At 48.6% G+C, this 26,073-nt stretch carries 23 protein-coding genes; 8 read left to right on the forward strand and 15 right to left on the reverse strand.

What is annotated here, in order from left to right:
• From CIK89_RS13420 to CIK89_RS02150, 4 genes are all read left to right on the forward strand, one after another.
• Positions 1-866, forward strand: an 866-nt coding sequence (locus CIK89_RS13420) for a hypothetical protein (protein ID WP_158214957.1), incomplete at its 5' end; no start/stop codon positions are given.
• A complete protein-coding gene (locus tag CIK89_RS02140; protein WP_094389793.1) occupies positions 850-1,152 on the forward strand; it encodes a hypothetical protein in 303 nt (100 codons plus the stop codon). The genes CIK89_RS13420 and CIK89_RS02140, both read left to right, overlap by 17 nt.
• A 15-nt stretch (positions 1,153-1,167) precedes the next feature.
• Positions 1,168-1,482: a hypothetical protein gene (locus CIK89_RS02145; protein WP_094389794.1), complete on the forward strand. Its 315-nt coding sequence runs from the start codon at positions 1,168-1,170 to the stop codon at positions 1,480-1,482.
• A 14-nt stretch (positions 1,483-1,496) separates the two neighbouring features.
• Entirely contained in the window at positions 1,497-2,123 is a 627-nt protein-coding gene (locus tag CIK89_RS02150) for a hypothetical protein (RefSeq protein ID WP_094389876.1), read from the forward strand.
• A 757-nt stretch (positions 2,124-2,880) separates the two neighbouring features.
• Here CIK89_RS02150 and CIK89_RS02155 read toward each other — a convergent pair.
• The 11 genes from CIK89_RS02155 to CIK89_RS02205 form a co-directional block, all read right to left on the reverse strand.
• Positions 2,881-4,296: a DUF6080 domain-containing protein gene (locus CIK89_RS02155; protein ID WP_094389795.1), complete on the reverse strand. Its 1,416-nt coding sequence runs from the start codon at positions 4,294-4,296 to the stop codon at positions 2,881-2,883.
• Between the two features lie 37 nt (positions 4,297-4,333).
• Positions 4,334-5,698, reverse strand: coding sequence for a DUF6080 domain-containing protein (locus CIK89_RS02160; protein ID WP_094389796.1), 1,365 nt, complete (start codon positions 5,696-5,698; stop codon positions 4,334-4,336).
• On the reverse strand, positions 5,695-6,279 hold the full coding sequence (locus tag CIK89_RS02165; protein ID WP_094389877.1) for an HAD family hydrolase: 585 nt from the start codon (positions 6,277-6,279) through the stop codon (positions 5,695-5,697). The genes CIK89_RS02160 and CIK89_RS02165 overlap by 4 nt, the downstream gene beginning before the upstream one ends.
• Positions 6,276-7,262: an acyltransferase gene (locus tag CIK89_RS02170; RefSeq protein WP_094389797.1), complete on the reverse strand. Its 987-nt coding sequence runs from the start codon at positions 7,260-7,262 to the stop codon at positions 6,276-6,278. Before CIK89_RS02170 ends, CIK89_RS02165 begins: the two co-directional genes overlap by 4 nt.
• Position 7,263: 1 nt before the next feature.
• The gene (locus tag CIK89_RS02175) at positions 7,264-8,346 is read right to left on the reverse strand and encodes an acyltransferase (RefSeq protein ID WP_094389798.1); all 1,083 of its coding nucleotides are present in this window, start codon (positions 8,344-8,346) and stop codon (positions 7,264-7,266) included.
• Positions 8,346-10,160: a phosphoethanolamine transferase gene (locus tag CIK89_RS02180; RefSeq protein WP_094389799.1), complete on the reverse strand. Its 1,815-nt coding sequence runs from the start codon at positions 10,158-10,160 to the stop codon at positions 8,346-8,348. Before CIK89_RS02180 ends, CIK89_RS02175 begins: the two co-directional genes overlap by 1 nt.
• A 30-nt stretch (positions 10,161-10,190) precedes the next feature.
• A complete protein-coding gene (gene nadD, locus CIK89_RS02185; protein ID WP_094389800.1) occupies positions 10,191-10,772 on the reverse strand; it encodes a nicotinate (nicotinamide) nucleotide adenylyltransferase in 582 nt (193 codons plus the stop codon).
• Positions 10,769-11,338 carry a guanylate kinase gene (gene gmk, locus CIK89_RS02190; RefSeq protein WP_094389801.1) on the reverse strand — a complete coding sequence of 190 codons (570 nt, stop codon included), beginning with the start codon at positions 11,336-11,338 and terminating at the stop codon, positions 10,769-10,771. Before gmk ends, nadD begins: the two co-directional genes overlap by 4 nt.
• 7 nt (positions 11,339-11,345) lie before the next feature.
• Entirely contained in the window at positions 11,346-12,221 is an 876-nt protein-coding gene (locus CIK89_RS02195; protein ID WP_094389802.1) for a YicC/YloC family endoribonuclease, read from the reverse strand.
• Between the two features lie 201 nt (positions 12,222-12,422).
• A complete protein-coding gene (locus CIK89_RS02200) occupies positions 12,423-12,992 on the reverse strand; it encodes a hypothetical protein (RefSeq protein WP_094389803.1) in 570 nt (189 codons plus the stop codon).
• A gap of 51 nt (positions 12,993-13,043) precedes the next feature.
• Complete coding sequence (locus CIK89_RS02205) at positions 13,044-13,511, reverse strand: nucleoside deaminase (protein ID WP_094389804.1); 468 nt, start codon at positions 13,509-13,511, stop codon at positions 13,044-13,046.
• A gap of 397 nt (positions 13,512-13,908) precedes the next feature.
• Here CIK89_RS02205 and CIK89_RS02210 point away from each other — a divergent pair, with 397 nt between their 5' ends.
• Complete coding sequence (locus CIK89_RS02210; protein ID WP_094389805.1) at positions 13,909-15,183, forward strand: glycosyltransferase family 4 protein; 1,275 nt, start codon at positions 13,909-13,911, stop codon at positions 15,181-15,183.
• Positions 15,184-15,198: 15 nt separating this feature from the next.
• The gene (locus CIK89_RS02215; RefSeq protein ID WP_094389806.1) at positions 15,199-15,987 is read left to right on the forward strand and encodes a glycosyltransferase family 2 protein; all 789 of its coding nucleotides are present in this window, start codon (positions 15,199-15,201) and stop codon (positions 15,985-15,987) included.
• 48 nt (positions 15,988-16,035) lie between these two features.
• Here CIK89_RS02215 and ispF read toward each other — a convergent pair whose 3' ends face one another.
• From ispF to CIK89_RS02235, 4 genes are read right to left on the reverse strand one after another with little or no spacing between them, the layout of a single operon-like run.
• A complete protein-coding gene (ispF, locus tag CIK89_RS02220) occupies positions 16,036-16,509 on the reverse strand; it encodes a 2-C-methyl-D-erythritol 2,4-cyclodiphosphate synthase (protein ID WP_094389807.1) in 474 nt (157 codons plus the stop codon).
• A gap of 32 nt (positions 16,510-16,541) precedes the next feature.
• A complete protein-coding gene (gene porV / locus CIK89_RS02225; RefSeq protein ID WP_094389878.1) occupies positions 16,542-17,705 on the reverse strand; it encodes a type IX secretion system outer membrane channel protein PorV in 1,164 nt (387 codons plus the stop codon).
• Positions 17,706-17,728: 23 nt separating this feature from the next.
• The gene (gene porU, locus CIK89_RS02230) at positions 17,729-21,271 is read right to left on the reverse strand and encodes a type IX secretion system sortase PorU (protein ID WP_094389808.1); all 3,543 of its coding nucleotides are present in this window, start codon (positions 21,269-21,271) and stop codon (positions 17,729-17,731) included.
• Positions 21,272-21,889: a fumarylacetoacetate hydrolase family protein gene (locus tag CIK89_RS02235; RefSeq protein WP_094389809.1), complete on the reverse strand. Its 618-nt coding sequence runs from the start codon at positions 21,887-21,889 to the stop codon at positions 21,272-21,274.
• 360 nt (positions 21,890-22,249) lie between these two features.
• Between CIK89_RS02235 and CIK89_RS02240 the strand changes: the two genes are divergently transcribed.
• Both CIK89_RS02240 and CIK89_RS02245 read left to right on the forward strand, forming a co-directional pair.
• Positions 22,250-23,221: a metallophosphoesterase gene (locus tag CIK89_RS02240; protein WP_094389810.1), complete on the forward strand. Its 972-nt coding sequence runs from the start codon at positions 22,250-22,252 to the stop codon at positions 23,219-23,221.
• A gap of 41 nt (positions 23,222-23,262) precedes the next feature.
• Positions 23,263-26,061, forward strand: a complete 2,799-nt coding sequence (locus CIK89_RS02245; RefSeq protein ID WP_094389811.1) for a TonB-dependent receptor — start codon at positions 23,263-23,265, stop codon at positions 26,059-26,061.
• Positions 26,062-26,073: the final 12 nt, after the last annotated feature.

Raw genomic sequence — 26,073 nt, forward strand, 5'->3', positions numbered from 1 at the left:
GCAAATGGGACGAAGACAGTGAACCACATCTCGATGCTCACCCTATGGAGGGAGATTATTGGGAGCATTCGCTGACAAAAGAAATCGTCATTGCCCCTGAGGTCAAGGCTACCAATGCAGAGATTGCCGCTTGTTGTATTTGGCATACCTCATTCTATGGTTTTGTAAGAGAACAACAGGAAGAAGAATTCAGATTCTTCAAACTCGACAATTACCACAAAGATAGGTGGGATGATTATATATATCATAAGGTACGTGCAGAGAAGTATTTCTCCGTCATCCGCAGAAATGGTGGCTACATACCTTCTGTTAGAGAATTAGCACCATCAAAGAAACAAGAATTGTTCAGCAAGGCCAAAGATTATTTCTGGTGTATTAGCGCATCAATGAACAAGATTAAAAGGAAGAAGATGTTTCGTAGAGAGTTTATGGCACACTACTATGAGCGTATGGCAGCTATCAGCAGGTTTATCGTTCAGGCCATTCCGGCTTTGAGTGACGAAAGAAACAATATGAGCATGAATCAATTGTGCGGCCTGTTTCAGTCTGACTTGTTCAGTCCAGAAACTATCACGTCGTATGCGGATGAGAATACCAATGGGGTCAAGTACCTATGCGAGTTGCTGGAGATGGAAGATATCAATACCAGATTAGACAGAATGGTAGTGGTTCTAACCACTGACGAATGGCACCAAGAACTGACTCAGGATGAACAGCGCTTGTGCAAGCTCCTTATAGGCAATTGCAAATCCAGCGACATCCTTGTAGCCACAGATCCTTCTTTGGGCAGACAGGTCCGTATCGACTATGCAACATTTAATTCTGAACATCCATTAATTGGCAAGCAATATGAAAAAGAAATATGATGACTCTATTGACTATATAAATGGTTATCCAATAAGTGAAGTCTGGGGGACTTATCACTATTTGGCACGAGAGATTGCTCCTCGATTGAAAGCTTTCAAGGCTCATAAAAAGCACGGATGGCCAGAAGATTTCGAGACCCTGGAGGATTGGAATAAAACCATTCAGAAGATGATCGATGCATTCGAATTGGTGAAAGATTATTCCCCGTCTTATGAGGAAGATATACGGACTCTTGAACAAGGGGTGGAATTGTTCTGCAAGTATTATCGTGATTTGTCGGATTAATATTATTGATTCTGTATGAAAAGGAAGAAGAAAGATGACTCCGCTGAGAACTGGAGTTACAAGAATGACTACCCCATAGAAGAGGTATGGAACACTGACAACTGTTTGGCTGGGGTGATTGCTGCTCGATTAAAAGCATTCAAGGCTCTTGACAAGCATGGCTATTGTCCTGCATTTAAGGGAATGGCAGAATGGAATAAGGCCATACAGAAGATGATTGATGCTTTTGAGTTACTGAAGCATATAACATCGTTCAGTGAGGAAGAAGAAAAGATCATCGAGGAAGGACTTGAACTGTTCTGCAGGCATTATAGATATTTATGGGATTAACTAATCGTTTTATTATGGACTACAATGTAGATGCAATAGAGAGGGAGATCATGCTAAAATATAATGATTATCGCAGTTATAACTCTGATAATGATGTGCTTTTGTCCCTACGAAAAGACATCATCAACAAGCAGGTTCTGGCAAATCAGAAAGAACTGTTACCTGATATTATCGCCTTTAATGATGCACTGCGTGAGGCACTTCGTGAAATGTACGATCGAGCTCATTGTATTTGGAATAAGATGATAAATATCATAGATGAAGGTGATGGCGAAGAGATGGTGCTTACTGCTAAATGTTATCTCGATACAGACTATCCGGTTTTGCATCCTATACAGGGTGAAGATAGACAAGATTTGTGGTATGCACTGTGTGATGGTGACTTGAATCCTATGTATGCTGATGGTGTATCTGTGTTGACGCTAACACTCCCAAGAGATGAAGATGACTCCTTTGATTCTTTTATTGGTATGGACTGCCCTCCTCCTAATTGGAACGAAGGCCTAGACCAGGAACTGACACAGGATTTGCATCTGATCAATCAGTTTCACACGCTCTTTCAGCACATGAACTTCGCCCTTTCAGATTTTATCTATGTGAGGAAGTTCAAGACGGAGATTAATATTGAAATTATACAGTAAATAAACAATAAATGTTTTTGGTAATTTAAAAGAAATGATTACCTTTGCACTCGATGATGAGTCATAGTACGGTTGCTGGCTCAGCATCGGGTGTTCTTTGATGCAAATTATAGCAGAATGTGGAATTGAGTACGGTTGCCAAATCGTAACCCAGTTTTTCCTCAATTCCCCAGACTGCCTTTATGCAAAGAAAAGCTGAGCATTCTTGCAAAGTTACGAAAACATTTTGTAACAACACCACGGATTGCCATATTTTCTCTCGTCTTGCATTTCCCTACGTCCATTCCCCTACGTTTACAGCCATTGTTGGAAGCGAAGATAACTCGCTTGCTTACTGAATATTAGACCATCACAGACGGCACTTCCTTTAGCAAATTCATTGAATTTCCTCTGCAATTTCATTGAATTTCCTCTGCAAATTCATTGAGATTGCTATCACAACCATGTTGCGTTGCATCGGCACATGACTTCTATGACGCTGCAAAGTACCATTTGTCGCACACCTTCCAAACGTGCATAAACCACCAACAGACAATATATTGCACTATCAGAAACAATACTTGCGTGAGCAAAACAATTTGATTTACTCAGCAAAACAATTTGATTTACTCAGCAAAACAATTTGATTTACTCAGCAAAACAATTTGATTTGCAGAGAAAGAGCCTGTCAACAGAAAAACTATGGACGCTGGATGGATATCTCATCCAACGTCCGTAAGTATCGTATAGGTAGTTTTTTTCAGTACGGTCACACGTTTCAGAGCGTTGCATTGATGGGCGACAGGAGGAAATCTACCAGCTGCACACCATTATAGAGAAGGAGGTAGATCGACAATACTGCGGTCAATAGGCGAAGCATCTGACGCGGTATGCCCTGCAACCGATGGAACAATGCGGCTGTTGCAAAAGGCACTACGAAGAGCCAATGGGGGGCCATAATGAATATCTCATTGATGCCGAAACCTAAAACGAGATGGATGCCCATGTCGAAAACAAAATATGATAGTGCCAACCACAACACTCTGTTGCGACGACCTACCCACAGTCCTACGATGAAAAGCAGTACGATGATGCCTTCAACCACATAGCTGATAGCCCAATCGTAGCGCACAAAGACGGGACGGAACACGAGCGTATCGCCCAGAAAATGCTGCTGGTGGAACTGTATAGCCTCGCCAAAGAGGTTTTCATAGGCTGTTTTCAGTCGCGGAGTGGTGGTATCGGTCCAGCTCAAGAAGCCCACTTTCTTCATCGGCTTACCTGTTTTGGCTGCCTGACGCGCAAGCACCTGATTGCGCTTCTGCTGTTTTTCCTCGGCTTTCTGACGTTCATCTACCGACAACGAAGCCATGAAACGCTGGCGTTCCTCTGCCTTTTTAGCCTTTGCGGCAGCCCGTTGCTGCTCTTTGGGCCATACGTAGGTGCGGTATTCCCAGCGCGAGAATCCCCATATCAATGCTGCCGGCAGCAGCACGCCAAGTAGCAAATGGCGCCAACGGAAGAACGAACGGCCATTGACCAATAGTGCCGAGAGGTAGGTCTTGATACCGTTGCTCAGCGTGACACCCGCTGTCACCACGAAAAGCAATGCGGTCTGCCACCACGACAGTTGTCGCCCGGCATGGATGCAACGGCTCGACACATAGACGGTGAGCAGCAGCAAGAACATCGAAATGGTGAAGTGGTCGGGCACAATGACCGACAACAGGATATATGCCATCGAGAAATAATACGCTGACAGCAGTGTGGCATCGCCCTTGGGCAAGAGGAAAAACTCGCGCATGATGCGATAGGTGAACAGATAGGAATAGAGCGAAGCTGCCACGAGTGGCAGTGCTACGACATATTGCACACAGTTGACACCCGTCAATGCACTCAACATAGCATTGATGAGGAACAGGGGCCAGATGAAAAATGCCAATAGCGGATGACGATAGACATTATAGACGGTGCCCCAATCGGTAACGCCAAGATAGGTCAAGGGGTCGTAGCCGGAGAGATGGAACTCGCGCATAAAGACTTTCCAATAGGGGCCGAAGCCTTCTTGCATAAACAGCGGGGAGAGTCGCGTAATAAACAAGCCGTTGAGTGCCACTATCACCAGCAGGACGATGAGTGCCATCCAGCGCTCTTCCTTACGAATCTTGAAAATGTCGTTGAATATACTTATCATACCAAATTTTTATTTTGTTGCTTGAGAAATCATACACTTATTCATACCAGAAGGCGGTAGATACGATGGGCTGCTGCATCCAGTCGAAAAGGAGAGCGAGGTTGTGGCTCACCAAATAGACCATCAGTGCCAACGTGACGCCACGTAGCGCCAACAGCCACCGACCGTGAGCTCGCACAAAGAGAAACGACAGGGCGATAGGTACCACATAAAGCCAATGGGCTGCCATGATATACACTTCGTTGATGGCGAAGCCCAGTCCGAGGTGCATCAGTGCATCGGGCACGATGCCCAACAGGCACATCCATAGCAAATGGTGGTGACGTCCCATCCAGATACCTGCCACAAAGAGCACAAGCAGAAGCAGTGAAACGGCATAGCGCCACACCGACTGATAGGACAGCAATACCGGGCGATAACTCGTCAGCACATCGTCGAGCACGTGAGTTTCGTGGAACTGGATGGATTCGCCCCAGAGGTTTTCGGTCATCGTGTCCCATCGGGAGGTCGAGATATCGGTCCATCGGAGCAGTCCGCCCTGTCCCAGCGCCTTGCCTTTATGGATGACCCATGGCGCATGCTTATAGCGTTGATGGTTCTGGCGTGCTTTCGCCATCATCTCTGCCTTGTGTTCTTCGAAGTAGCACTGCTGTTCCTGCTGTTTCGGATAAACATAGATTCGCTCCTCCAGCATGCCTGCTCCAACCATCAATGCCGATGGAACGACCACCGCCAAAAGGAAGTAACGCCACTGGAAGAAGCGACGCCCACGGGCTATCCATTCGGCTGCAAACACCTTGACACCATTGGTCAGTGTCACACCGGCGGTTGCTATAAAGAGCAGAGCGGTCTGCCAGGTTTTCAGCACACGGCCTTTCTGAGCTGCACGGCCTATCAAATAGATGGAAAGTAGGATGAGACAGAGCGACAAACTGAAATGGTCGGGCACGAAAAACGTGACCTGGATGTAGGCAAAACTAAAGAGCAACAGGGTCAGCAGGGCAGCATCTTCGGCTACGACACCCACCAGTCGGTGGATGATGCGATAGAGCAACCATGCCGACACACAGCCGCTAAACCATACGATCATGGCGGATATATAGAGTGCGGCATTGAAGCCGAACAGCGACATGACAACCTCGTTGACCGAAGCGGGCAATGCCATGAGATAGGGTAACAGCGGATGGCGCAACACATCATATTTCATGCCCCACTCGGTGAGTATCGCATAGTTGTTGGGATCAAAGCCAGAGACATGGAAGAGATACGACAAGCGCTTGGCATAGTCGGCGGCAACAACGGAAAACACCGCATCATACTTCATCACCATCAGCACGTTGAGCACCAACAGCAGCACGGCAACAACCGTCACCAGCATCTTTTCCACCTGTTTTTCTCTCATACTCGAAATGGTTTATAATGAGCCTCATCGGCAAAAGCAAGCATCTCACGGTCGCCACGGCTATCACCATAGGCGGTCAGGCGATATTGCTGGCGGTCGGGAAAGCGTTGCAACAGGCGGCGCACCTTCTCGCTGCCATAGCAATTAGGGGTGAGAAAGCGACCGGTCAACCTGTCATGAGCCACCTCAACCTGTGTGCCGAGCACACAAACATGGGGGAAAAACGGCTGCACCCAGTTGTCGATAGAGGCACTGACGATGACCACCTGGCGGTCGGCATCGCAATCGCGTTGCAGCGATGCCATACCCTTTTCGCGCAGTATCGTGCGGTTGTCGGCAGCAAACTGCCGACAATGGCGGTCAAACTCCTGAAGCGTCATGCCTCGGAAGAAATGGGCAAACACCTTTTGCTTCGCTTTGTAGTTGGGATAACAGTGCAGTTTCATCAGCACCAACAAGGGCGAATAACACAGAAATCCCCACAGCATTGCCCATCGCCCATGCACATAACGGATGAAATCCAATAGCGAATCGCTCTTGGTCAGCGTTCCGTCGAAATCATATACCACTACTTCTTTCATAGCCATTGCAACAGTCGTTTCACAAATTGATGGAGCAACCACGCCAAGGGGATGGTCAGCACGATGGTCAACAGCGACGTGGGCCAGTAACCCAGATGGTAGGGACTGAGCCAAGCCATCACAAAGTGGTTGTGGATGAGATATGCCTCCAGACTCAATCCGCCGAAGAAAGCCCAGAAACGGTTGACGCGTTGGGGCAGTCGGCGAAATATTCTATTGAGCAACAGAATGGCTGTCAGCGTCAAAGGGATATAAATCATGCGCTCTACGAAAAGTGGGAAACGCCCGTGAGATACCTGTTCGAGATAGATGCACGATGCGAAACATGCCACAAAGGTGATCAGGGCAAGCCATACGGCAGCACCGTCGATGCGCACTTCACGACGTACCATTTCACCGAAATTGATGCCAAGGAAGAAGATGGGCACGCGGCTCCAGAAGATTTCCAGATGTCCCACAGCATGGTGGACGGGTATGATCCACTGCACCATGACACACCACAACACCATCAATACCACCGACCAACGATAGATGGGGTGCTTGGTGATGAGTTTCATATAAGGTGGTGCCCAGAGATAAAGCATCATGATGGCGGGAATATACCAAAAAGTCAGCTCGTCGTGAAGCCAGAAATTCCAGTTGATGGTGATATTGCCTATCAGATCGATGATACTCCCGGTTTGCGGATTGAAGCGTGGAATATAGTAGAGCGATGCCATGATGAGCCACGCAGGCAAGATGCGCAACAGGCGACGACGATAGAAACTCCAGGTGGAAGGTTGCTTCACCCAGGAGAACCAAAGGCCTATGCCACTAAGAAAGAGAAATATATCGACGCCGATATTGCCACAGCGACGGAGGCCAAAAAACAAATCGGTGCGAGGTAATCCCACATGGAAAAGGATGATGAAGAGCATGGCGGCTCCCATCAGTTCGCCTCGGAAACGGCTGATATTTGCCAGTTCGATGTCCTTGGTACGCATACTATTTATCGCTTTGGGGTTGTGGTATCTGGTCTATCAATAGTCGCACCGCCCACGAAGCACCGATGACCACTACGACATAGAGCATCAGTCCGTCGTAAAGGTCGCCTCGCCATGCCACGGTGATAAAGAGTTTGCGGATGATGGGGTGTGCCACAAACATGGCGGCTGACAGACCACCAAACCATGCCAACACATGGCCTGCACCTGCAGGTATGCTCTTGACAAATGCCACACTACCCACAATGGCAATAACAGGAACCCACAGCCATGTCTGGAAGGTGTAGCTCATGACAAAAAGCAATATCAGCGACACCAGCAATATCACACTCCAGACACCGCGTCCCCATAGGGGCATCGCCTTGCGCCACTGCTCATAGCGTGCCCAGAGGATGCCCATGCCGAAGGGCACCATGCCGCCAATGAAGTTATAGCGCAGTCGATTGAGGGTCTCGCCCTCTGGGTCGCATACCATTTGAAGTATCCAGCAGACTGCCATCAGCGCTACGGTCCATCCGTAATGGCGGCGATAGAGCAGGAAACGATAGACGATATAGAGTTCTATCATCAGTCCGAAGAACCAATAGATGCCAGGCCAGATGATTTTATCGGGTGTGGGCAACACATTGATATACATCACCAACTGTGCCACTACATGATTCCAATGGAAGTGGAAACGTCCCGGAGTGACGGCATCGACCATGAGAAAGATGGTGAAACCCACGATGAGCATGCGCAAGAGTTTGAGATAATGGTAGCGCACAAACGACAAGCGGCGATCCAATGAATCGGCAGGGGCACTGCCACGCTCGTATTTCATCACCAGTCCGAAACCGCTGAGAAAGAGGAATACGGGTACACCGTAATGGCCAAAATACGAGAGCAGATGGGCAGGAAGCAGACTGTCGGGACTGGACAGCGCTTGCATCAGGCGGTCATTATTAGAGGTGAAAAACTGATACTCATTCTCCTTGACTATCGATCCCACGAAGTGACAATAGTTATGGAGCACGATGGCGATGATGGCAAGACCGCGCAAGGCGGCGCATTCGGTGCGCGTAAGGAGCGTAGGAGTGGTTTTCATCAGCGTGATGTCTTGTTCAGATGGTTATAATCGGTGGTCATCTTCAGCACTCGTGGCCGTTGGGTGTTATACTCGGCATTGAGCACATCATAGTCTTTACGATAGTAATTGGAGTGGATGCCACCAAGGAAAAGCAACGTATGGGGCAGCGCATCGGTCATCAGCGGACGGTGGCGATACTCCTGTATGGCTTTCCATCCGTAGGGATGGGTCATGCGGTATTCATCGGAAGCCCATATCCAGAAAGGTATCTCAAATTCCTCGCGTGCCAACCGATAGTCGATATCGGCAGAATGCATGCGACCATAGAAGGGAAGACTGCCGTTGAAGCACTCCTCACCATGGTCGGGCACATAGATGACGATGGCATTTTCGTTTTCAAAGCGACGGATAATCTGATCGACCACAGAGTCGTTGTAGAGCACAGCATTATCATAGTCGGCATTGATCTGCTGACGTTGTGGCGACAAGTCTGTGCGGTTATAGTCGGCAGGAGTAAACTTCCGACGGGTTTTCATCGGGAAGCGCGCACGGTAATCGACGTGCTGGCCCATGAGATGGAAGATGGTGAGCTGGTGGGGATAGCGTTTCTTTGCCACCATGCGGTCGTAGTCTTCAAGCAATCCTTCGTCGTAGCGATGGAGTTTGGAGTTGCGCTCGTCGAAGAGTGCACGGCTCAGCGTGGGATTGTTTAAGAAGAAGCCGCCACTGAAGTCATATACTTCTTCACCCGATTTGGGTAGGAATTGATTGGTAAGGAACTTCACGTGATAGCCAGCTTTGCGGAAAACCTGCGGAAAAAGTGGACTGTCGCACCACTCTCCATCGTCGCCAATACAGTGAAGTGAGAACATGTGCTTGAAAACAAAGCTTGTCAAGTTCCATGGAGCTACCACATCGGTGAACGCCACAAGGGTGCTATCCTGCATGCGCTGTAGCTGTCGGGGGGTAGTGGGCCGCTGATAGCCATAGAGTTGAGAGCGATGACGGTTGTAACTCTCGCCGATGATGAGTACGATCTGCGGACTACGGAAGTCGCAACTCTCTACGCTGACATGCTCGGAAGTGGCAAGAAGACGATCCACCTGCTTCGCTGCCAATCGGTTGGCATAGAGACTAAACATCAAACGGTAGATGGGGAGATAGAGATTGGCACACCCCTTTTGGGTCAGTTCGTGTTCCACCTCTCCCAGATTGTGCTTGCTCATCAGGCGTACCGTGGCACACTTATTGTCCCAACAACGGGAACCACAATGGATGAAAAAGGCAAAGGCAGCGATTCCTGCCAGTGCACTGAGCGTCCATACCACCGGGGGAGCGAGTCGTGGACCAACCATTTTATTGCTCCGCAACTGTTGTGCCACCATATTCCATGCCAGATGGAGCAGCGCGATAAGCAGTATGAGTCCTGTTTTAGAGGTGATGAGATCCCATCCGACATAAGATTGCAGAAACTCGCCGGCTTCACGTCCGGTGGTTTCGAAGAAGAGCATCAGCATAGTGGGGGTCAAAGTGGATTCGAAATGCACATAGCAGAACATGTCGATGAGTGCCACCGCATAGAATATGAAAGCCAGAACGGCACGGATGACACGGCGCACTTTACGCGGGATTACCGCCAGGATGGCACACAACAGATAGAGATCGAAAAACAATTCGACAGCCGACAGCTCGTAGGGAACGGCACCGCGCAGGTGCAGTCGTATCTCTGTCTGTGTGCAGCAATATCCTAATGCATACATGAAGACAAAGAAGGAGGCATTGGATCGGATAGGCCTCCAAAGCATGCTGATGATTCGCAACAATTTCTCCATGATGATAATTTACTTATTTTTAGTTATCGTTTATTGATGATAGAATCGTTCTACGTCGGCAATAATACTATCGGGCACCATTCCAATGATGCTTTCGCCTCGTTGTATGCGGGCTCTGATGGCGGTGCTCGACACGTCAAGGAGCGGTGCATTTACCACGGTGAGGTGACAACAGGCATGGTCATCGTCGGCAGGAACCATCGTACTTCCGGGGCGTGGATAAACGATGATGGGGTATTTCCTACGGATGTCGTCAGCGCGATACCAGCGATTGAAGAGATCCCAATTATCGCCTCCGATGATGAGCGAAAACGCATGGCCGGGAAAATCGGCGGTCAATGCCTCAAGAAGATTCCAAGTATAGGACGGTCGTGGCATGTGCATTTCGTAGTCGCTGACGTTGATATGAGGGTGACCCTGAAGGGCTTTCTCAGCCAATGCCAGTCGCTTCTGGTCATCAAGCAAGTCGTTTTGCTGCTTCAGGGGATTGTGGGGTGACACCATCAGCCATATCTCATCGAGGCTGGTGTGGCGGAGAATCTCTTCCGCGAGTGCCACATGTCCACAGTGGATAGGGTTGAACGACCCTCCAAAGATGCCGATATGCTTCATCCGAGGAAGTCTTTGAGCAGTCGGAGTGCCTCTTGTTTGGCTGTTTCGAGGTCGTCGTTGACCACGATATGGTCAAATTTCGGGGCGAAGGTCAATTCGTATTCTGCCTTATCCAAACGCTGTTGGATGGCTTCGGGAGTATCGGTGGCGCGTCCTTCAAGGCGGCGGCGCAGTTCTTCTACCGATGGGGGTTGGATGAAAAGGCTCATGGCTTCATCGCCATAATACTTCTTGATGTTTACTCCACCCTTCACATCGACGTCGAAGACGACATTCTGGCCTGCTTCACGCTGGCGTTCCACCTGTGCTTTGAGTGTTCCATAGAAGCGGTCGGTATAGACCTCTTCATATTCAAGAAACTCGCCATTGGCTATTTTCTGACGGAATTCGTCGGGTTGCAGAAAGAAATAATCCACTCCATCCTGCTCTGTTCCGCGTGGTTGGCGACTGGTGCAGGATACGGAGAAATAGAGCTTCAGCTCTGGATGTTGCTCCATCAGCCAACGCACGATAGTCGATTTGCCGCTGCCGGATGGGGCTGAAACGATGATGAGCTTTCCTTTCATAGGCGATTTAGAGTGCGTTGAGCACTTGTTCTTTGATTTGTTCCAATTCGTCTTTCATCTTCACCACAATGTTCTGCATCTCTGCCTGATTGCTTTTCGAACCGGTGGTATTGATTTCGCGACCCATCTCTTGGGCGATAAAGCCGAGCTTTTTACCCTGTCCGGCATGGTCTGCCATGGTTTCGCGGAAATATTTCAGATGGTTTGCCAAGCGCTGTTTCTCTTCGCTGATATCCAGTTTCTCGATATAGTAGATGAGTTCTTGTTCCAAACGGTTCTTGTCGTATTCGGCAGAAGGTATCTGTTTGAGTCCATCTACAATGCGAGTACGAATCTTCTCCACACGACTTTTCTCGTAGGGTTCGATGCTTTGGAGCAGTGCTTCGATATTGTCGATCTTCTCAGCAAACTTCTTTTGCAGAGCTGCACCTTCCTGAATACGGAAGTCAACAAGGTTTTTGATGGCCTGCTCGACTGCTTGTCGTGCCACTTCCCACTCTTCATCGGTCAGTGTTTCCACTTCTGTCTTTGCCATAACATCGGGCATGCGGGTCAGTGTCTGCAACCAATCCACCTGCTGTCCGATAGCATTAGCCTCAACAAAAGAGCGCAACTGATCGTAATAGTTCTGCATCAATGCGGTGTTGATGGTAGTGGCATCAACTGTGACATCCTTTTCTACCCAGAGTGACATTTCCACTTTTCCGCGCAGCAAATGCTTTGCTATGAGTTGGCGCACCTCCATTTCTTTCTCACGATAGAGTGGTGCTATACGAGTGGTTAGGTCAAGTTGCTTGGAATTGAGCGACTTGATTTCCACATTAATCTTCTTTTCTTTGAATGCTACTACGGCTTTACCGTAGCCTGTCATTGACTGTATCATGCTGTCGTTATCGTTTTTTCGAGCAATTGTTATCTGTTGCTACACTCTTGTTTACCTAATATTATTCTTATAGTACAAATCTCTTTCTCTATAATATTAGGTGCAAAGGTAGTGCAAACCGAGCGAAATGCAAAAGAAAAACTCGTTTTTCTTTTCATTTCCGAGGTGCAGCCTACCTTGGACCGCAGGTCAAAGGTACGATTAAGTGAGCGAAATACAAAAGAATTTATTATTTTCTTTGGATTTCAGAGGTTCCAACAAAGTATGCACATCGTAAAATGAGGATAGACTGCTGAATACTACAGATGACAAAGTTACTTTTTCAGCACTTTTATTATTCTCTTTAGGTGCAGCAACCATTTCGGGGACGTCGGTTGCATCACCAACAGCTTCTTCATTTGCTGTTGTTGCTTGCTGTTGAGGGGTTTCCTGTATTGTATTCGATGCACGATCGCTCTCGCTCTTCTTAACCTCTATGACTGCTTCACGCTGTGCTGGCTCAGTTTTCTTTGCAGGTTCTTGTTTCAACAATTTGCAGCAATACTCAGCAACATAAGCTGTTTTTCCATGATATTCGAAACGAATCATATCGCCATCCATACCCGTTTCGGTGATTTCATAGCCTCGATGTATCATACCGAGTTTATTCAGGTATTGGGGAGAATCCCACACTGTAAGGTCTTCGTCGGTTACAACCCAACGGCGTTGCGCATCAATACAGACTACTGAGATGCAAGACAAAAGGATAAATAGAATTGTGCGTTTCAACATAAAGATATTTATTGTTTGGGGATTATATAATCAACAAATATCATATCCATATTAGTATTCGGTCTTATCTGTCTTCTCGCTCCACATCTCAAAGGCTCGTTTAGCCTCGTGTTGCATCACTATTTCACTGGGTTTCTTACGATATTCAGGCTTCAGTTCGAGTTCTTGGTAGATGAAATCGTCGTCGAAACCAATGTCGGCAGCATCTTTTCTGTCATTCGCATAATAGATTTTGTCGAGGTGTGCCCAATAGATAGCACCCAAACACATAGGGCATGGCTCGCATGAGGTATAGATTTCGCACCCTGCCAAATCGTATGTTCCCAACACTTTTGTTGCTTTACGAATAGCACTAACCTCTGCGTGTGCAGTCGGGTCAAGGTCTATTGTGACGCAATTGGATGCTTCTGCCACAATCGCTCCATCTTTCACAATGACAGCACCAAATGGTCCACCACCATTCTTCACACTATTTTCCGATAGTTCAATGGCTCTTGCCATAAAGTCGTTCTTATTCATATTCTATTTCTTTCTTTTTTGCCACAAAGATAGTGCAAACCGAGAGAAATACAAAGAGAAACGTAGTTTTTCTTTTATTTCCGAGGTGCAGCCTATCGAAGAGGCATTGCCTCAAAGATACGATTTAGTGAGAGAAGAACAAAGAAAAACTCAGTTTTTTATTTGTTCTTCCGAACGTGAGTAGCGAAGAGTCGTAGTCTCAAAGATAGTGCAAACCGAGAGAAATACAAAGAGAAACGTAGTTTTTCTTTTATTTCCGAGGTGCAGCCTATCGAAGAGGCATTGCCTCAAAGATAGTGCAAACCACCTTCTGCCTCCACGCCCATAGACGATTTTTCTCTAAAAAATAGAATGGAATTATAGAAAAACTTGTAATTTTGTAGCAAAATTAGAAGATATGAAAGTTCTGATAGTCAACACAAGCGAACGAACAGGTGGTGCAGCAGTGGCAGCTAAGCGTCTATTGGAGGCTCTAAACGGCAATGGTGTGAAAGCAAAAATGCTGGTAGGCACTAAAGAAAGTGATCATATCAGCGTAGCACAAATACCTCATCAAAAACGGCTACACTGGAATTTTCTATGGGAACGCCTGTGCATTTGGGTGCGCCTACGCTTTCAGCGCCGCCATCTCTTTGAAGTGGATATGGCAAATGCTGGTTGCGACATCACCAAACTGCCCGAATTTCGAGAAGCTGACATCATTCATCTCCACTGGATCAACCAAGGCACGCTATCGCTCAACGGCATCCGACGCATCCTGGAGAGTGGCAAACCGGTGGTGTGGACCATGCACGATATATGGCCTGCAACAGCTATCTGCCATCTTACACTCGGATGTGAACGGTTCAAAACCGCTTGTCAATACTGTCGGCTACTGCCCGGTGGCGGTTCTGCCAACGACCTATCATCGTTGATATGGCGTCGCAAACAACACATGCTCGAGGGACGACACATCAGTTTCGTTGCTTGTAGCCAGTGGTTGGCAGGTGAGGCTCGACAGAGCGCACTGCTGAAAGGACAGACTGTCAGCGCTATCCCCAACCCTATCAGCACGTATATTTATCGACCTGGAGACAAAACGGTTGCACGCCAACGCCTATCGTTGCCTATCGATGACCGTATCATTCTATTTGTATCACAGCGCGCTACCAATCCCAACAAAGGTATGCAGTATCTGACGGAAGCCTGCCAACTATTAGCAAAGCGCTACCCCGACATGGTGGAACATACCGCAGTGGCTATCCTCGGCGGTCATGCCGAAGATGTAGTGGCGCAGTTGCCGTTCCGTTCCTACCCACTGGGCTATATCAGCAACGAGCAACGCATCGTCAGTGTCTATCAGGCTGCCGACGTCTTTGTATTGCCTTCACTCTCGGAGAATCTTCCCAACACTATCATGGAGGCTATGGCATGTGGGTTGCCCAGCGTAGGATTCCGCATCGGAGGTATTCCCGAAGAGATTGACCATCAGCAGAATGGCTATGTAGCAGACTATTGCAGTGGTGAAGACCTTGCCAATGGCATTCGCTGGGCACTATCGGAAGCCGATCCGACTGCCGTTGGCAAAGCGTGTCTCGACAAGGTGACACGCTGCTATTCACACCAGCGTGTGGCACGACAGTATATTCAGGTTTATGAAAATGCTATGCGTCCGACCACAGCCAAACAATAATTTCCACTATTATTCATGCAACAGACCATTACCATCAGCGTCATCACCATCACCTACAACGCCGCTACGGTGTTGCAACGCACCCTCGACAGTGTGGCGCATCAGACATATCAGCATATCGAGCACCTTATTATAGATGGTGCATCGAAAGACGATACACTCGCCATAGCGCATCGCTATGCCGAGGGCAAGAATTATCCCGTAGTCATCCTGTCGGAACCCGACAAGGGTATCTATGACGCCATGAACAAAGGAATGGCGAAGGCAACGGGCGATTATCTGGTATTTCTCAATGCTGGCGACGTGTTTCATGCCGACGACACCCTACAGACTGTTTGTCAGACGATAGACCTACAGACAGCCGGCAACACCTCTGCCCCACTGCCTGCAGTGGTCTATGGAGATACAGCAATAGTGGATGAGCAAGGCCATTTCCTACGATTACGAAGACTTCGCCCACCCCACCAACTCTCTTGGCGATCGTTCCGATGGGGCATGTTGGTATGTCACCAGTCGTTTTATGCCCGCACGGATGTGGCGCAACAGCATCATTACAATCTGCAGTACCGCCACTCTGCCGATGTAGATTGGTGTATCCGACTGATGAAAGATGCGGAGAAGCGACATCTACCTATTGTCAACAGCCATCAAATTCTATCCGACTTTATGGATGGCGGCAATACCACACAACATCACCGTGCCTCGCTCCGTGAGCGTTTCACAGTCATGCGCAACCATTATGGATTTGTTTCCACACTGCTGTGCCATCTTTGGTTTGTAATAAGAGCAGTGATAAAGAAATAAAAAGATCTGCCTACAGATAGTTGAAAGGGATTGCCAAAACAATCGCCACTACTTTTCTATCAGCGCCACGGCATAAGCAGAGATACCCTCCTCACGACCAGTAAATCCTAAACGCTCGGTAGTGGTGGCCTTGATAGAAATATTATCGGGATCGGTACCGATAACATCTGCCATACATTGTTGCATGGCAGGAATATGCGGATTCATCTTCGGACGCTGGGCACAGATAGTGGCATCGATGTTTACCAACCGATACCCTTTGGTGGCAATCAGTTCAATAGTCTTGCGGAGGATAATCTTGCTATCCATTCCCTCAGTTTCGCTGCTGGTATCTGGAAAATGGAAACCGATGTCGCGCATATTGGCTGCACCCAATATGGCATCGCAGATGGCATGTATCAGCACATCAGCATCGCTATGTCCCAACAGTCCCATGGTGTGTTCTATCTTGATGCCGCCCATCCAAAGGTCGCGTCCGCTGACCAACTGATGGACATCATATCCCATTCCTACTCGTATCATAGTTGTTTGTCTGTATTATATTTGGTGTAGATTTATCGTTTGAAGAGGTCCTTGATACCGTCCATATCAAATGCCAGTGTGAAGCGCAAGGTCTGGTCGAGCGGATTGCTTTTGGCTGTGGCAATGACATATCCCACATCGAGCGAAAAGACATTCATGCGAAAACCGCCTCCCACAGTGAAATATTTCAAGTTGCCTTTGTTCTCACTCTGATGGTGATAGCCTGCACGCAGTGTGAACTGATCATGGTAAACATACTCAGCACCGACACTCCACTGTATCTCTTGCAACTCCTCTTTCAGTCCGCCAGGTGCATCATGGAAGCTCTTGAAGATGCCGGAAATGGCACTCACATTGTTGTATTCATCGATGACACGCTGTTCATACTCCTCTTTGCTCTCGCCTTCGTTTTGTTTGGGCACCGTCGGTACCAATAGTTTATTGGCATCGGCAGCTATGGTAAAGCGGTTATACTCATCGACAGGCACCATCAGCGAAGCGCCCAGACGCATATTGGCAGGTAGGAAGTTGGATCGCTCATCGCCGAAATAGGTAATCTTACTACCGATATTGGAGATGTTCAGACCCAGTCCCAACTGACATTCGCGCTGTCCGATATTGATGTAGTTGTTATAGTAGCATGCCAAATCGGCTGCCACTGCCGATGCTGGCGAAGCGTCTTCGCTATAGTCGTAACGCAGATCACTATAGAGCCAACGTATGGCGGCAGCAATAGAAAAGCGTTCGCTGAGCATGAGCGAATATGCCACATCGAGCGACATCTCATAGGGTTTCACCGTCATGGCATCGTCACCACTGCCGGTATAAACTTCACCCAAGGAGAAATAGCGCAACGAACCAGATATAGCGGAATAGTCGCCGATGCGATAGTAACCTGACAGATATGCCAAATCGATATCGTTGACCAACTGTCGGAGCCATGGCGTATAGTTGAGCGCTATGCCTGCCCTACTGATACAGAAGGGATATTTAGCGGGGTTCCAGTATTGTGAATTGACATCAGGATCGGTGGCAGCACCCACATCGCCCATACCTGCCGCACGTGCATCGGGTGCAATGGTCTGTGATATGACGGCATGGTCAATGGGGTTGAACTGACTTTTTCCGTCTTGCGCCCAACCGTTTGCTGCCGTTGCCATCAACATGGCTATAAGGAGAATCTTTACTTTGTTCATCATCAATATAACGTAGCCATGCATTATTTATTGCTCAACACTATCAGTTTCTTGGTTTTCGACACCTGTTGTCCTCCCGTACTACCCAAGCGCACCCGATAGAGATAGACTCCGGTAGAGAGACGATGCCCGTTACTGGCAGACAAATCCCAGTCGATGGTAAGACTTCGGTCTGATGGTGTTGCCTGTTGGCGATGCTGCCAAAGCATGCGCCCTGCCATGTCAAATACCTCAATACTGATGTCGAGCGCTGTACCCACACGGTCGTGAATGATACGGAAACCGGTAGTGGTAGTGGCAGGATTGCGTGTGGTTTCCACTTCGAACACTCCAGGAGCAAGGCCTTCTACCACACGGAAGTTGAGTTCGCAGGTGGTGACATTGTTTTGCATATCCCAAGCGCGGAACATCAAATGGTGGTCGCCCGCTGTCAACTGGGGAATGCTAAAGCCTACCGTGCCACGGGTGTGGCTACCGAAATCATAAGCGAAATAATCGTTGAGGTTGTAAGTCTGTGTGGTTTGTCCGTCAATCACCAAGGTCAGGTTGTGGCCCAAACCATTGCCTGCGGCATTGATACCGCTGGCATCTTCCAGTTCGGCTATGAAATAAGGAGTGGGATTGACGCGCCCTCCATCCACAAAGTCGCTACTATTGAGATAGCAATATACTTCGGGACCCTCGTTATCATCGGTATTGGCATCGGTTCCGCCCAGAGTAAAACGGGTGCAATGTCCATTGGCAGTCTGTGTGCGGTCGGTATTCACCGCATAGACATGCAGGAGTCCTATGGCATCGGAATAGCTGATGTCACGTGGCACGGTGAAGGAAAACGAGAACACACCCTGCCGGATGCTATCACTTCCAGTAAACAAAGTATGGGTGTGGTCGGTATATACAAAGGCTTTCTGTGCCTGTGACGAATCGTTTCGTCGGCACACCACCGTCTCTGCAGCATCACATACCGTGGCGGTGATCTGTCCATTGAAAGCAGGATCAGCCCCCTCCCCCTGCTGCACATGACCACAAACCTTGACTGGAGTACCGGCAGAGAGTGATATCGGACGGTCGGTATCTGTCAAAGCCACACCGTTGATGCTATCGATAAGCACCTTTCTGACGGGGAGCGACAAGCGCAAAGCAGGATCGCCAAGTAGGAGAAACTGTAGTTTGTTGGCGGTAAGGTCGCCTCCGGTAGTTATCAATTCGTTCTTTGCTCGGCGCACAGCCTCACCAATAGGCATGGGGCGCCCATCGGAAATATTGAGCAAATGACGCATGAAGGTCTGGTTCATCAGGCGGTTATACGACTGGAAGACGGTGCGCGTAGTACCGTAAAAGGCAATGGCGCCACCATGGGGATTAAGCAGTGCGGTCTCACCGATATTCTCTGTCTGTCCGTCGAAGGGCATAATATCACACGTGGCAGCAACCCAAAGGGGCAGATGACTGGAAACGGCATTGGCGAAATCGGTAACATCCACCACCTTCTCATGGGATAGGCTTGTTGCAGCGCCATGACCGGAATAGTTCATGACGAGTGCTCCGGTATTCATCAGTTGACGTATCTGCCGTGTCACATCGGGATAACTGTTAGATGTGGCAGACGATGTGCGCTGATAGGCATCCCAAAGAATGCGCCTCACTTGGACAGAAGGCTGTTGGTGTTCGACTTGTTTCGCCACATCATCGGCATCTTCCATGTGCTGGTTTTCGTTGCCGTCGTCGCCCATCACGACAATAAGATTCTGCCAACTGCCCACATCGCGATTGTCTGCATAGGCAATAATCTTATCCACTACCGCCTCCGCCTGACTCACAGTACGCACGGGCAGGCGGCCTACAGCCACATCACTCTTGTCGCTACCCAAGAGATTAGCACCTTCGCCATCGTCAAGGAGCGTAAAATAGTCGTCGCAGACATAGCTGCCGGTACGGCTATAGGAGTTATCGCTCTCATAACAGAGTAGGAACTGGTCAGGCCGATACCCTCGCCAAGTGGTGGTAAGCATGCGATTATCCCATGCTCCATCCCCCATCAGCAACAGAAAGCGCGGTTGGTCAGCCTCTGTTGTGGCGCGGTCGTAGAGCATTTTAAGATAGCGGCGGTAGGCATTGGCATCGGGTGTGCCACTACTAAACTCGTTGTAAAGTTGGTCGGCCGCAACGATGCGCACGCGAAGGGTATCGTGGGTTTCGTGCCAATCAGCCAAGCGTTGGGCTTGTTCCTGCATCTTACGGTCGGCAGGAATGATGATAATCATATCGGCAGGACCGTCGGCATGGAGGTTCTGATTATTGACCAGTCCCACAATGTCTGGTGCAGGAAATGTTGCGGAAGCGAGATTGGGTGTAGTCTCCGGTGTAGCATGATAGAGCGAGACATGATCGAGACGCACCACAGCCTGAGCATTGACGGGCGTGAGCGTCACTTTATTGTTGGCTGCAAGCAGTTCGGTCACGGGAAAAGTTGCCGTGGCAGTACGCATCTCATCGTATTCGCCACGCGATACCACCGCCAGTTGTCCCACGTTCTGCCCATTGACTCCCACCATCACAGCAGTGGCTTGGTCGGCAGAGAGCGTCACAGTCAGAGATCCGGTATCGTGGTCTTGTGCACCTTGCAGGGTGATACTGCGAGGATTGGCGGCTGTGATACGCGTGGCATCATAGAGATTTCTGCCACCTTGATACCATGCATAGTCATCAACCTCATAGAGCGTATGCGTGCGGTCGGCATGCGATTGCCAGTTGGTCAAAAAGGCTTCTGTATCGATTGTAAGTGGGTTGTCGCCCTCTGTCAAGAAATAACAACCGTAATTGGCATAGGGATTACGGATGCGCTGATGGTTGCTGTCCCACGTCACAGGGCCTGTTGCCATCAACAGGCAACGCCCATCGGAAAGGCGACAGGTTGCCACTTCATGCAAATCGTCGGTGGTTTGCAGATAGTCTGCCGTCAGCCATTCAGGCTGCAAGGCACCACCATAGCCATAGACTTTAACACGCGATGGATCTGCAAATCCTGCATTTCGCAGCAGTTTGTCGGTCAACTGATAGATGCCTGAGGCAGGCACGCTGATTTTCACCCATCGCCCTTCTGCCAATACCGAGTGGTCGGCATAGCGATTGACAGGTGCTGTGGCAGATTGTTGTGTGCGGTTGCGTGCTGGTTTGGCTTTGGCATCGATGCGAAGCACAAAGCTCACGAGTTTCTGGAGCTTACGTCCGCGCTTCACCAACGGTACGAAAGAAACTTCAAGGCTTCCTTTTTTACGTGCGACGCTGAGTTGTTGGGATATGCGTGGAATACGCGGCAACGATGCGTCTGTAATTTTCTGCAGGCGCTGCACATCGGCATTACCCATCGGGATGAATTCGGGATAGTCGAGACTTACTGTATATACGGAGTCGAGGTATGCGCCACAGAGTGGAATGGAATAGCTTACGCGTGGCAATACAGAGTCGATCCTGACCTCAGAAGCCGTCAGGTTGATGGTGCGTTGTGCGCGACAAGGTGTCAGCTGCACGAGCAACACGATAAGACTCAGCCATGCGTGTTTCATCTACTTACAGTTGAATTCCAATACTTTTCGTTCTTCTATCCATCCTTCCAAATGGTCGTCGATATGCACGGGTCCCACTCCAACAGGTGTACCCGTATAGAGCAGGTCACCAGTTTTCAGTGTGAAATATTGTGAGATATAGGCAATGAGTTCGTCAACACGATAGAGCATATCGCTTGAACAGCCTTCCTGCACCGTCTTGCCATTGATGTCGAGATGGAAATGGAGTGCCTGGATGTCGCGAAACTTCTCCACATCGACCCAGTCGCCAATAACCGCCGAGCCGTCGAAGCCCTTACAGAGTTCCCAGGGCAATCCTTTCTCGCGTGCTTCGCGCTGCAGATCACGGGCTGTAAAATCGATTCCCACGGTCACGGCATCATAGTATCTGTGGGCAAAGCGTTCTGGAATACTCTTTCCCAATCGGCAGATGCGCACCACCAATTCTGTTTCATAGTCCACCTGACTGCTCCAGTCAGGAATAAAGAAAGGCTTGTGGTCTTTCAACAAAGCCGAATCAGCCTTGGTAAATATCACAGGCTTTTCTGGTTTATATGCCTTTCCGTCCAGTTCTTCGGTATGCTGGAGGTAGTTCATGCCAACGGCGAATATCTTCATAGTGTATGCTTATTATAGATAATGTATATGTTGATTGCTTATCGTTGCAAAATTAAATAAAAATATCGAGAACTAAGACATTTCCATCAAAAGTATGATGTTTTGTGGCAAATTGACCATCTGTAATTGCAGATTTGTAACATCGCGACTGTTATTTCTCTGACTTGTAACAGTATTGTTACACGACTTTATCAAGATGTTCAAACACTCGTAACGCGTTTGACACATCGTCCCACTACCTTTGCACTCGCATTTCACCCACCATGAATGGGTTTGAGATTCGGGTGCTTTAATAGCATATATCGGTATTTCGGAACACTACTTAGATGAGGATAAAATCAATTTTAAAAGAGAAATAAAATGAGAAACAATGTAATGAGAGCATGCGGCAATAGAGTTGCCATGATGCTGATGGCTGTCTGTCTGATGCTTGCCAACGTGCAGGCGCAAGCACAAAATGCCACAGAATGGGAGAAATTGAAAGGTGAAATCACACTTTATATGACCAACGACATGGGTCGGAATGGCTATTACGACCAAAAGCCGATTGCCGAACTGATGGGCGAAATGGCTGATGTGGTAGATCCGGAAGCAGTACTTGCCGTGGGCGATATCCATCATTTCAATGGAGTGGCATCATTGCAAGACCCACTTTGGATGACCAATTACGAGTTGATCTACTCCCATCCCGACCTCATGCTCGACTGGTTTCCTGTTTGCGGCAACCATGAATATCGGGGCAATACCGAGGCTTTCCTCAACTATGGCAAGGTGAGCCGCCGTTGGATGATGCCTGCCAAATACTACACAAAGGTGTTTTCACATAAGAATACCACCATACGCATCGTATTCCTCGACACCACACCCCTTATCGATTCTTATCGCAAGAATGCCGACACATACCCCGACGCCTGTAAGGAGGATATGCAAGCGCAACTCTCTTGGCTCGACGAAACGCTAAAGAATGCCCACGAAGACTGGGTCGTCGTGGTGGGTCACCACCCCATCTACGCCGAGACAGGCAAGAAGGAAACCGAACGTCTTGATATGCAGAAGCGCCTGTTGCCTGTACTCCATAAATATAATAATGTGGCAATTTACGCCTGCGGACACATCCATAATTTCCAGCATATCGAGAAGAAAGGAGATGCTATCGACTATGTGGTCAACTCATCGTCATCGTTGGCACGCCCTGTAAAACCTATCGACGGCACCGTATTTTGCAGTTCTGCCGATGGTTTTTCTGTCATCACAGCCGACAAGAATCAGCTCCGCATGTCGATGATTGACAAAGAGGGCAAAGTGATTCACACGATAGAAAAAAGCAAATAAAAGGAAGCAGAGAGAAGTATTCTACTGAGACATATATTGAGATGAAAAGATTTTTAATCAGTGCGGCATTGCTTGCCGCCGTGACAGCTACTATCCAAGCCCATACGCTGGATGGATCTGTCAAGGACAACAAAACGGGCGAACCGCTCATCGGAACTGTGATCCGAGTGAAAGAGTTGCCTGAAGTGACCACCACTACAGGCCTCGACGGAACTTTCACCCTGCATGAATTGCCCAACAAGGGAAAGTTCACCCTTATCGTTTCCTACATTGCCTACAAGACTCAGGAGATTGTGGTGGATGTTGCCAAGAAAGACAAACTCGACATTCCGATGACTGAAGATCAGAAGGAACTTGGCGAAGTGGTGGTGACGGGCCATCGCGAATATCGCTCCGACCGTAGTGCCGTAGAAACCGTAAAGGCGGCTGGCAATGTGCTCAACGTGATTAGCCAGCAGAGCATCCAACTGTCTCCCGACGTCAATGTGGCCAGTGTGCTTCAGCGCGTATCGGGTGTCACGATGGAGCGCGATGCGTCGGGTGAGGCTTCTTATGCCATTCTCCGTGGCATGGACAAGCGCTACAATTACACACTTGTGAACGGGGTGAAGATTCCAAGTCCCGATGACAAGAACCGCTACATCCCGTTGAACATCTTCCCAAGCGACCTGATGGATCGCCTCGTAGTATCGAAGTCGTTGACTGCCGACATGGAAGGTGATGCTGCCGGTGGAGTGGTCGATATGGTCATGAAGGACGCTCCTTCACGTTTTCAGCTCCAAGCCAATGCTGCCATTGGAGCGAGCGATTACTTCTGGAAAGACGGCAGAGACTATCTCACAAGCAACCGTTCTGACTATACCCACAAGTCGCCTTACGAGGCTTTCGGTTCGGAATACAAGGCAAGCATGAGCGACTTTAAGAATGGTCCGATGCAACTAAAGAGTCACTCCGCTCCAAGTCCCAACTTCATTGGTGGCATCAGCATAGGCAATCGCTTCTGGAAAGACCGCTTGGGCGTGATAGTTGCAGGTAGCATACAAAACACCTTCCGGGGGACTGAGCGCACTTATAATTCTGTAAAGATGGCTTCGGGCGAACAGGCCATGTATATTTCCAAGCTGCAACACCGCTACTACAGCATCCACGATTTGAATACGGGTGTTCATGCCAAACTGGACCTGACTTTGCCTGGTCACAAGTTGGAATGGTATAATATGTATGTGCATACCAACTCCAAAGGTATCAGATACAGCAATGGCATCGGTACTGAATATATCGGCGAAAACAGTTATACGCAAGATGACGAGATGCGATCTACCTCAACCACGCAAAGCATTTTTGCCACCAATCTGAAGGGCACTCACCATCTCACCAAGGATTTCACCATCGACTGGGCGGGAATTTTTTCTCAAGCCAAAGAGGAGGATCCCGATAGAACCTACGCCACACTGAGCAACACGGTGACTACCGACAACACAGAGGGGAATGCCGTTTCCGGCTCGATCTGGTCGCCCAACAAGACCATTAGCAAGACGTATCCAAAAAATGCGGAACGCCGATTCCAACACAACAGAGATACCGATTGGGCTGGATACATCAACCTCACTTACAACACCCGTTTCGGAAACGATATGGAAGCTATTTGGAAAACTGGTGGGCAGTATCGTCGCAAGGAACGCAGCAACAGATACTATTCCTACATCTTCAATCCTGCCGATACCGAACTGACGTTGGATGACAATACTCTGGAGCAGTTTGGCCATATCGAATGGACATGCAGAACTCCATACTCGCAAGCCTCACAACTCAACTACGACTCTAAGGAACACATCGGTGGAGCCTATGCCATGGTGACCATGAAGAGTCAATTGGGCGAGGTGAATGTTGGTTTCCGCGCAGAACACACCAACCAGATATACACCATGCTGCAACACTTCCGCAACATGGGACAGGTGGGAGAACAGAGCTACTGGGACTATCTGCCCTCTGCCAATATCAAGTGGACACCTACACAAAAGATGAATGTGCGTCTATCCTACTATCGTTCCATCAACCGACCTGGATTCTACGAGATTGTGCCTTATCAGATTCAGGGCGAGGAATATCAGGAGAAGGGTAATCCTAATCTGAAGCGAGCACGCATCGACAATATCGACTTGCGATGGGAGTGGTTTCCGTCAAAGAATGAGCAGATACTGGCTGGTGTATTCTATAAATACCTGAAGGATCCTATCGAACAGGTGTTTGTCACTTCCGACGGTAAGATTGGTGCGGGAACCGATGCCTACTATATGCCCGACAATTTGGGAAATGCCAAAAACATGGGTTTCGAAATCGACGTCATCAAGTATATCCGCCACTTTGGTATAAAGGCAAACTACACCTATACCTATTCGAGAATCACCACATCAAAGCGTGAATATCAAGAAGGCAGCGCGGAATATAAGACGGGAGTGACCCAGACCCGACCTCTGGTAAATCAGGCTCCACACACCGCCAACCTCTCTCTGCTGTATAAGGATACCGAACACGGATGGAATGGACAACTCGCGGCTTCGTTCACTGGCACCAAACTGGCATTGGTATCACCTTTCAAAGATGCCGACCAATGGGACAAAGCCATGTTTGGACTCGATCTTAGCGCCGAAAAACAATTCAAGAACGGATTCTCTATCTTCTTCAAAGCCAACAATCTGCTCGATGCCAAACGAGAGAGATACCTCAAGACGGTGAACCCTGCCAACCTTGAATATGAGGGACAGCAGAGTGATAAGACCATCGTAGGTACGTATAAATACGGCAGAACATTCCTTTTGGGAGTAAGATATAAACTATAAAAAACAAGAACA

The sequence above is a fragment of the Prevotella sp. P4-119 genome (assembly GCF_002251345.1).
Classification (GTDB): domain Bacteria; phylum Bacteroidota; class Bacteroidia; order Bacteroidales; family Bacteroidaceae; genus Prevotella.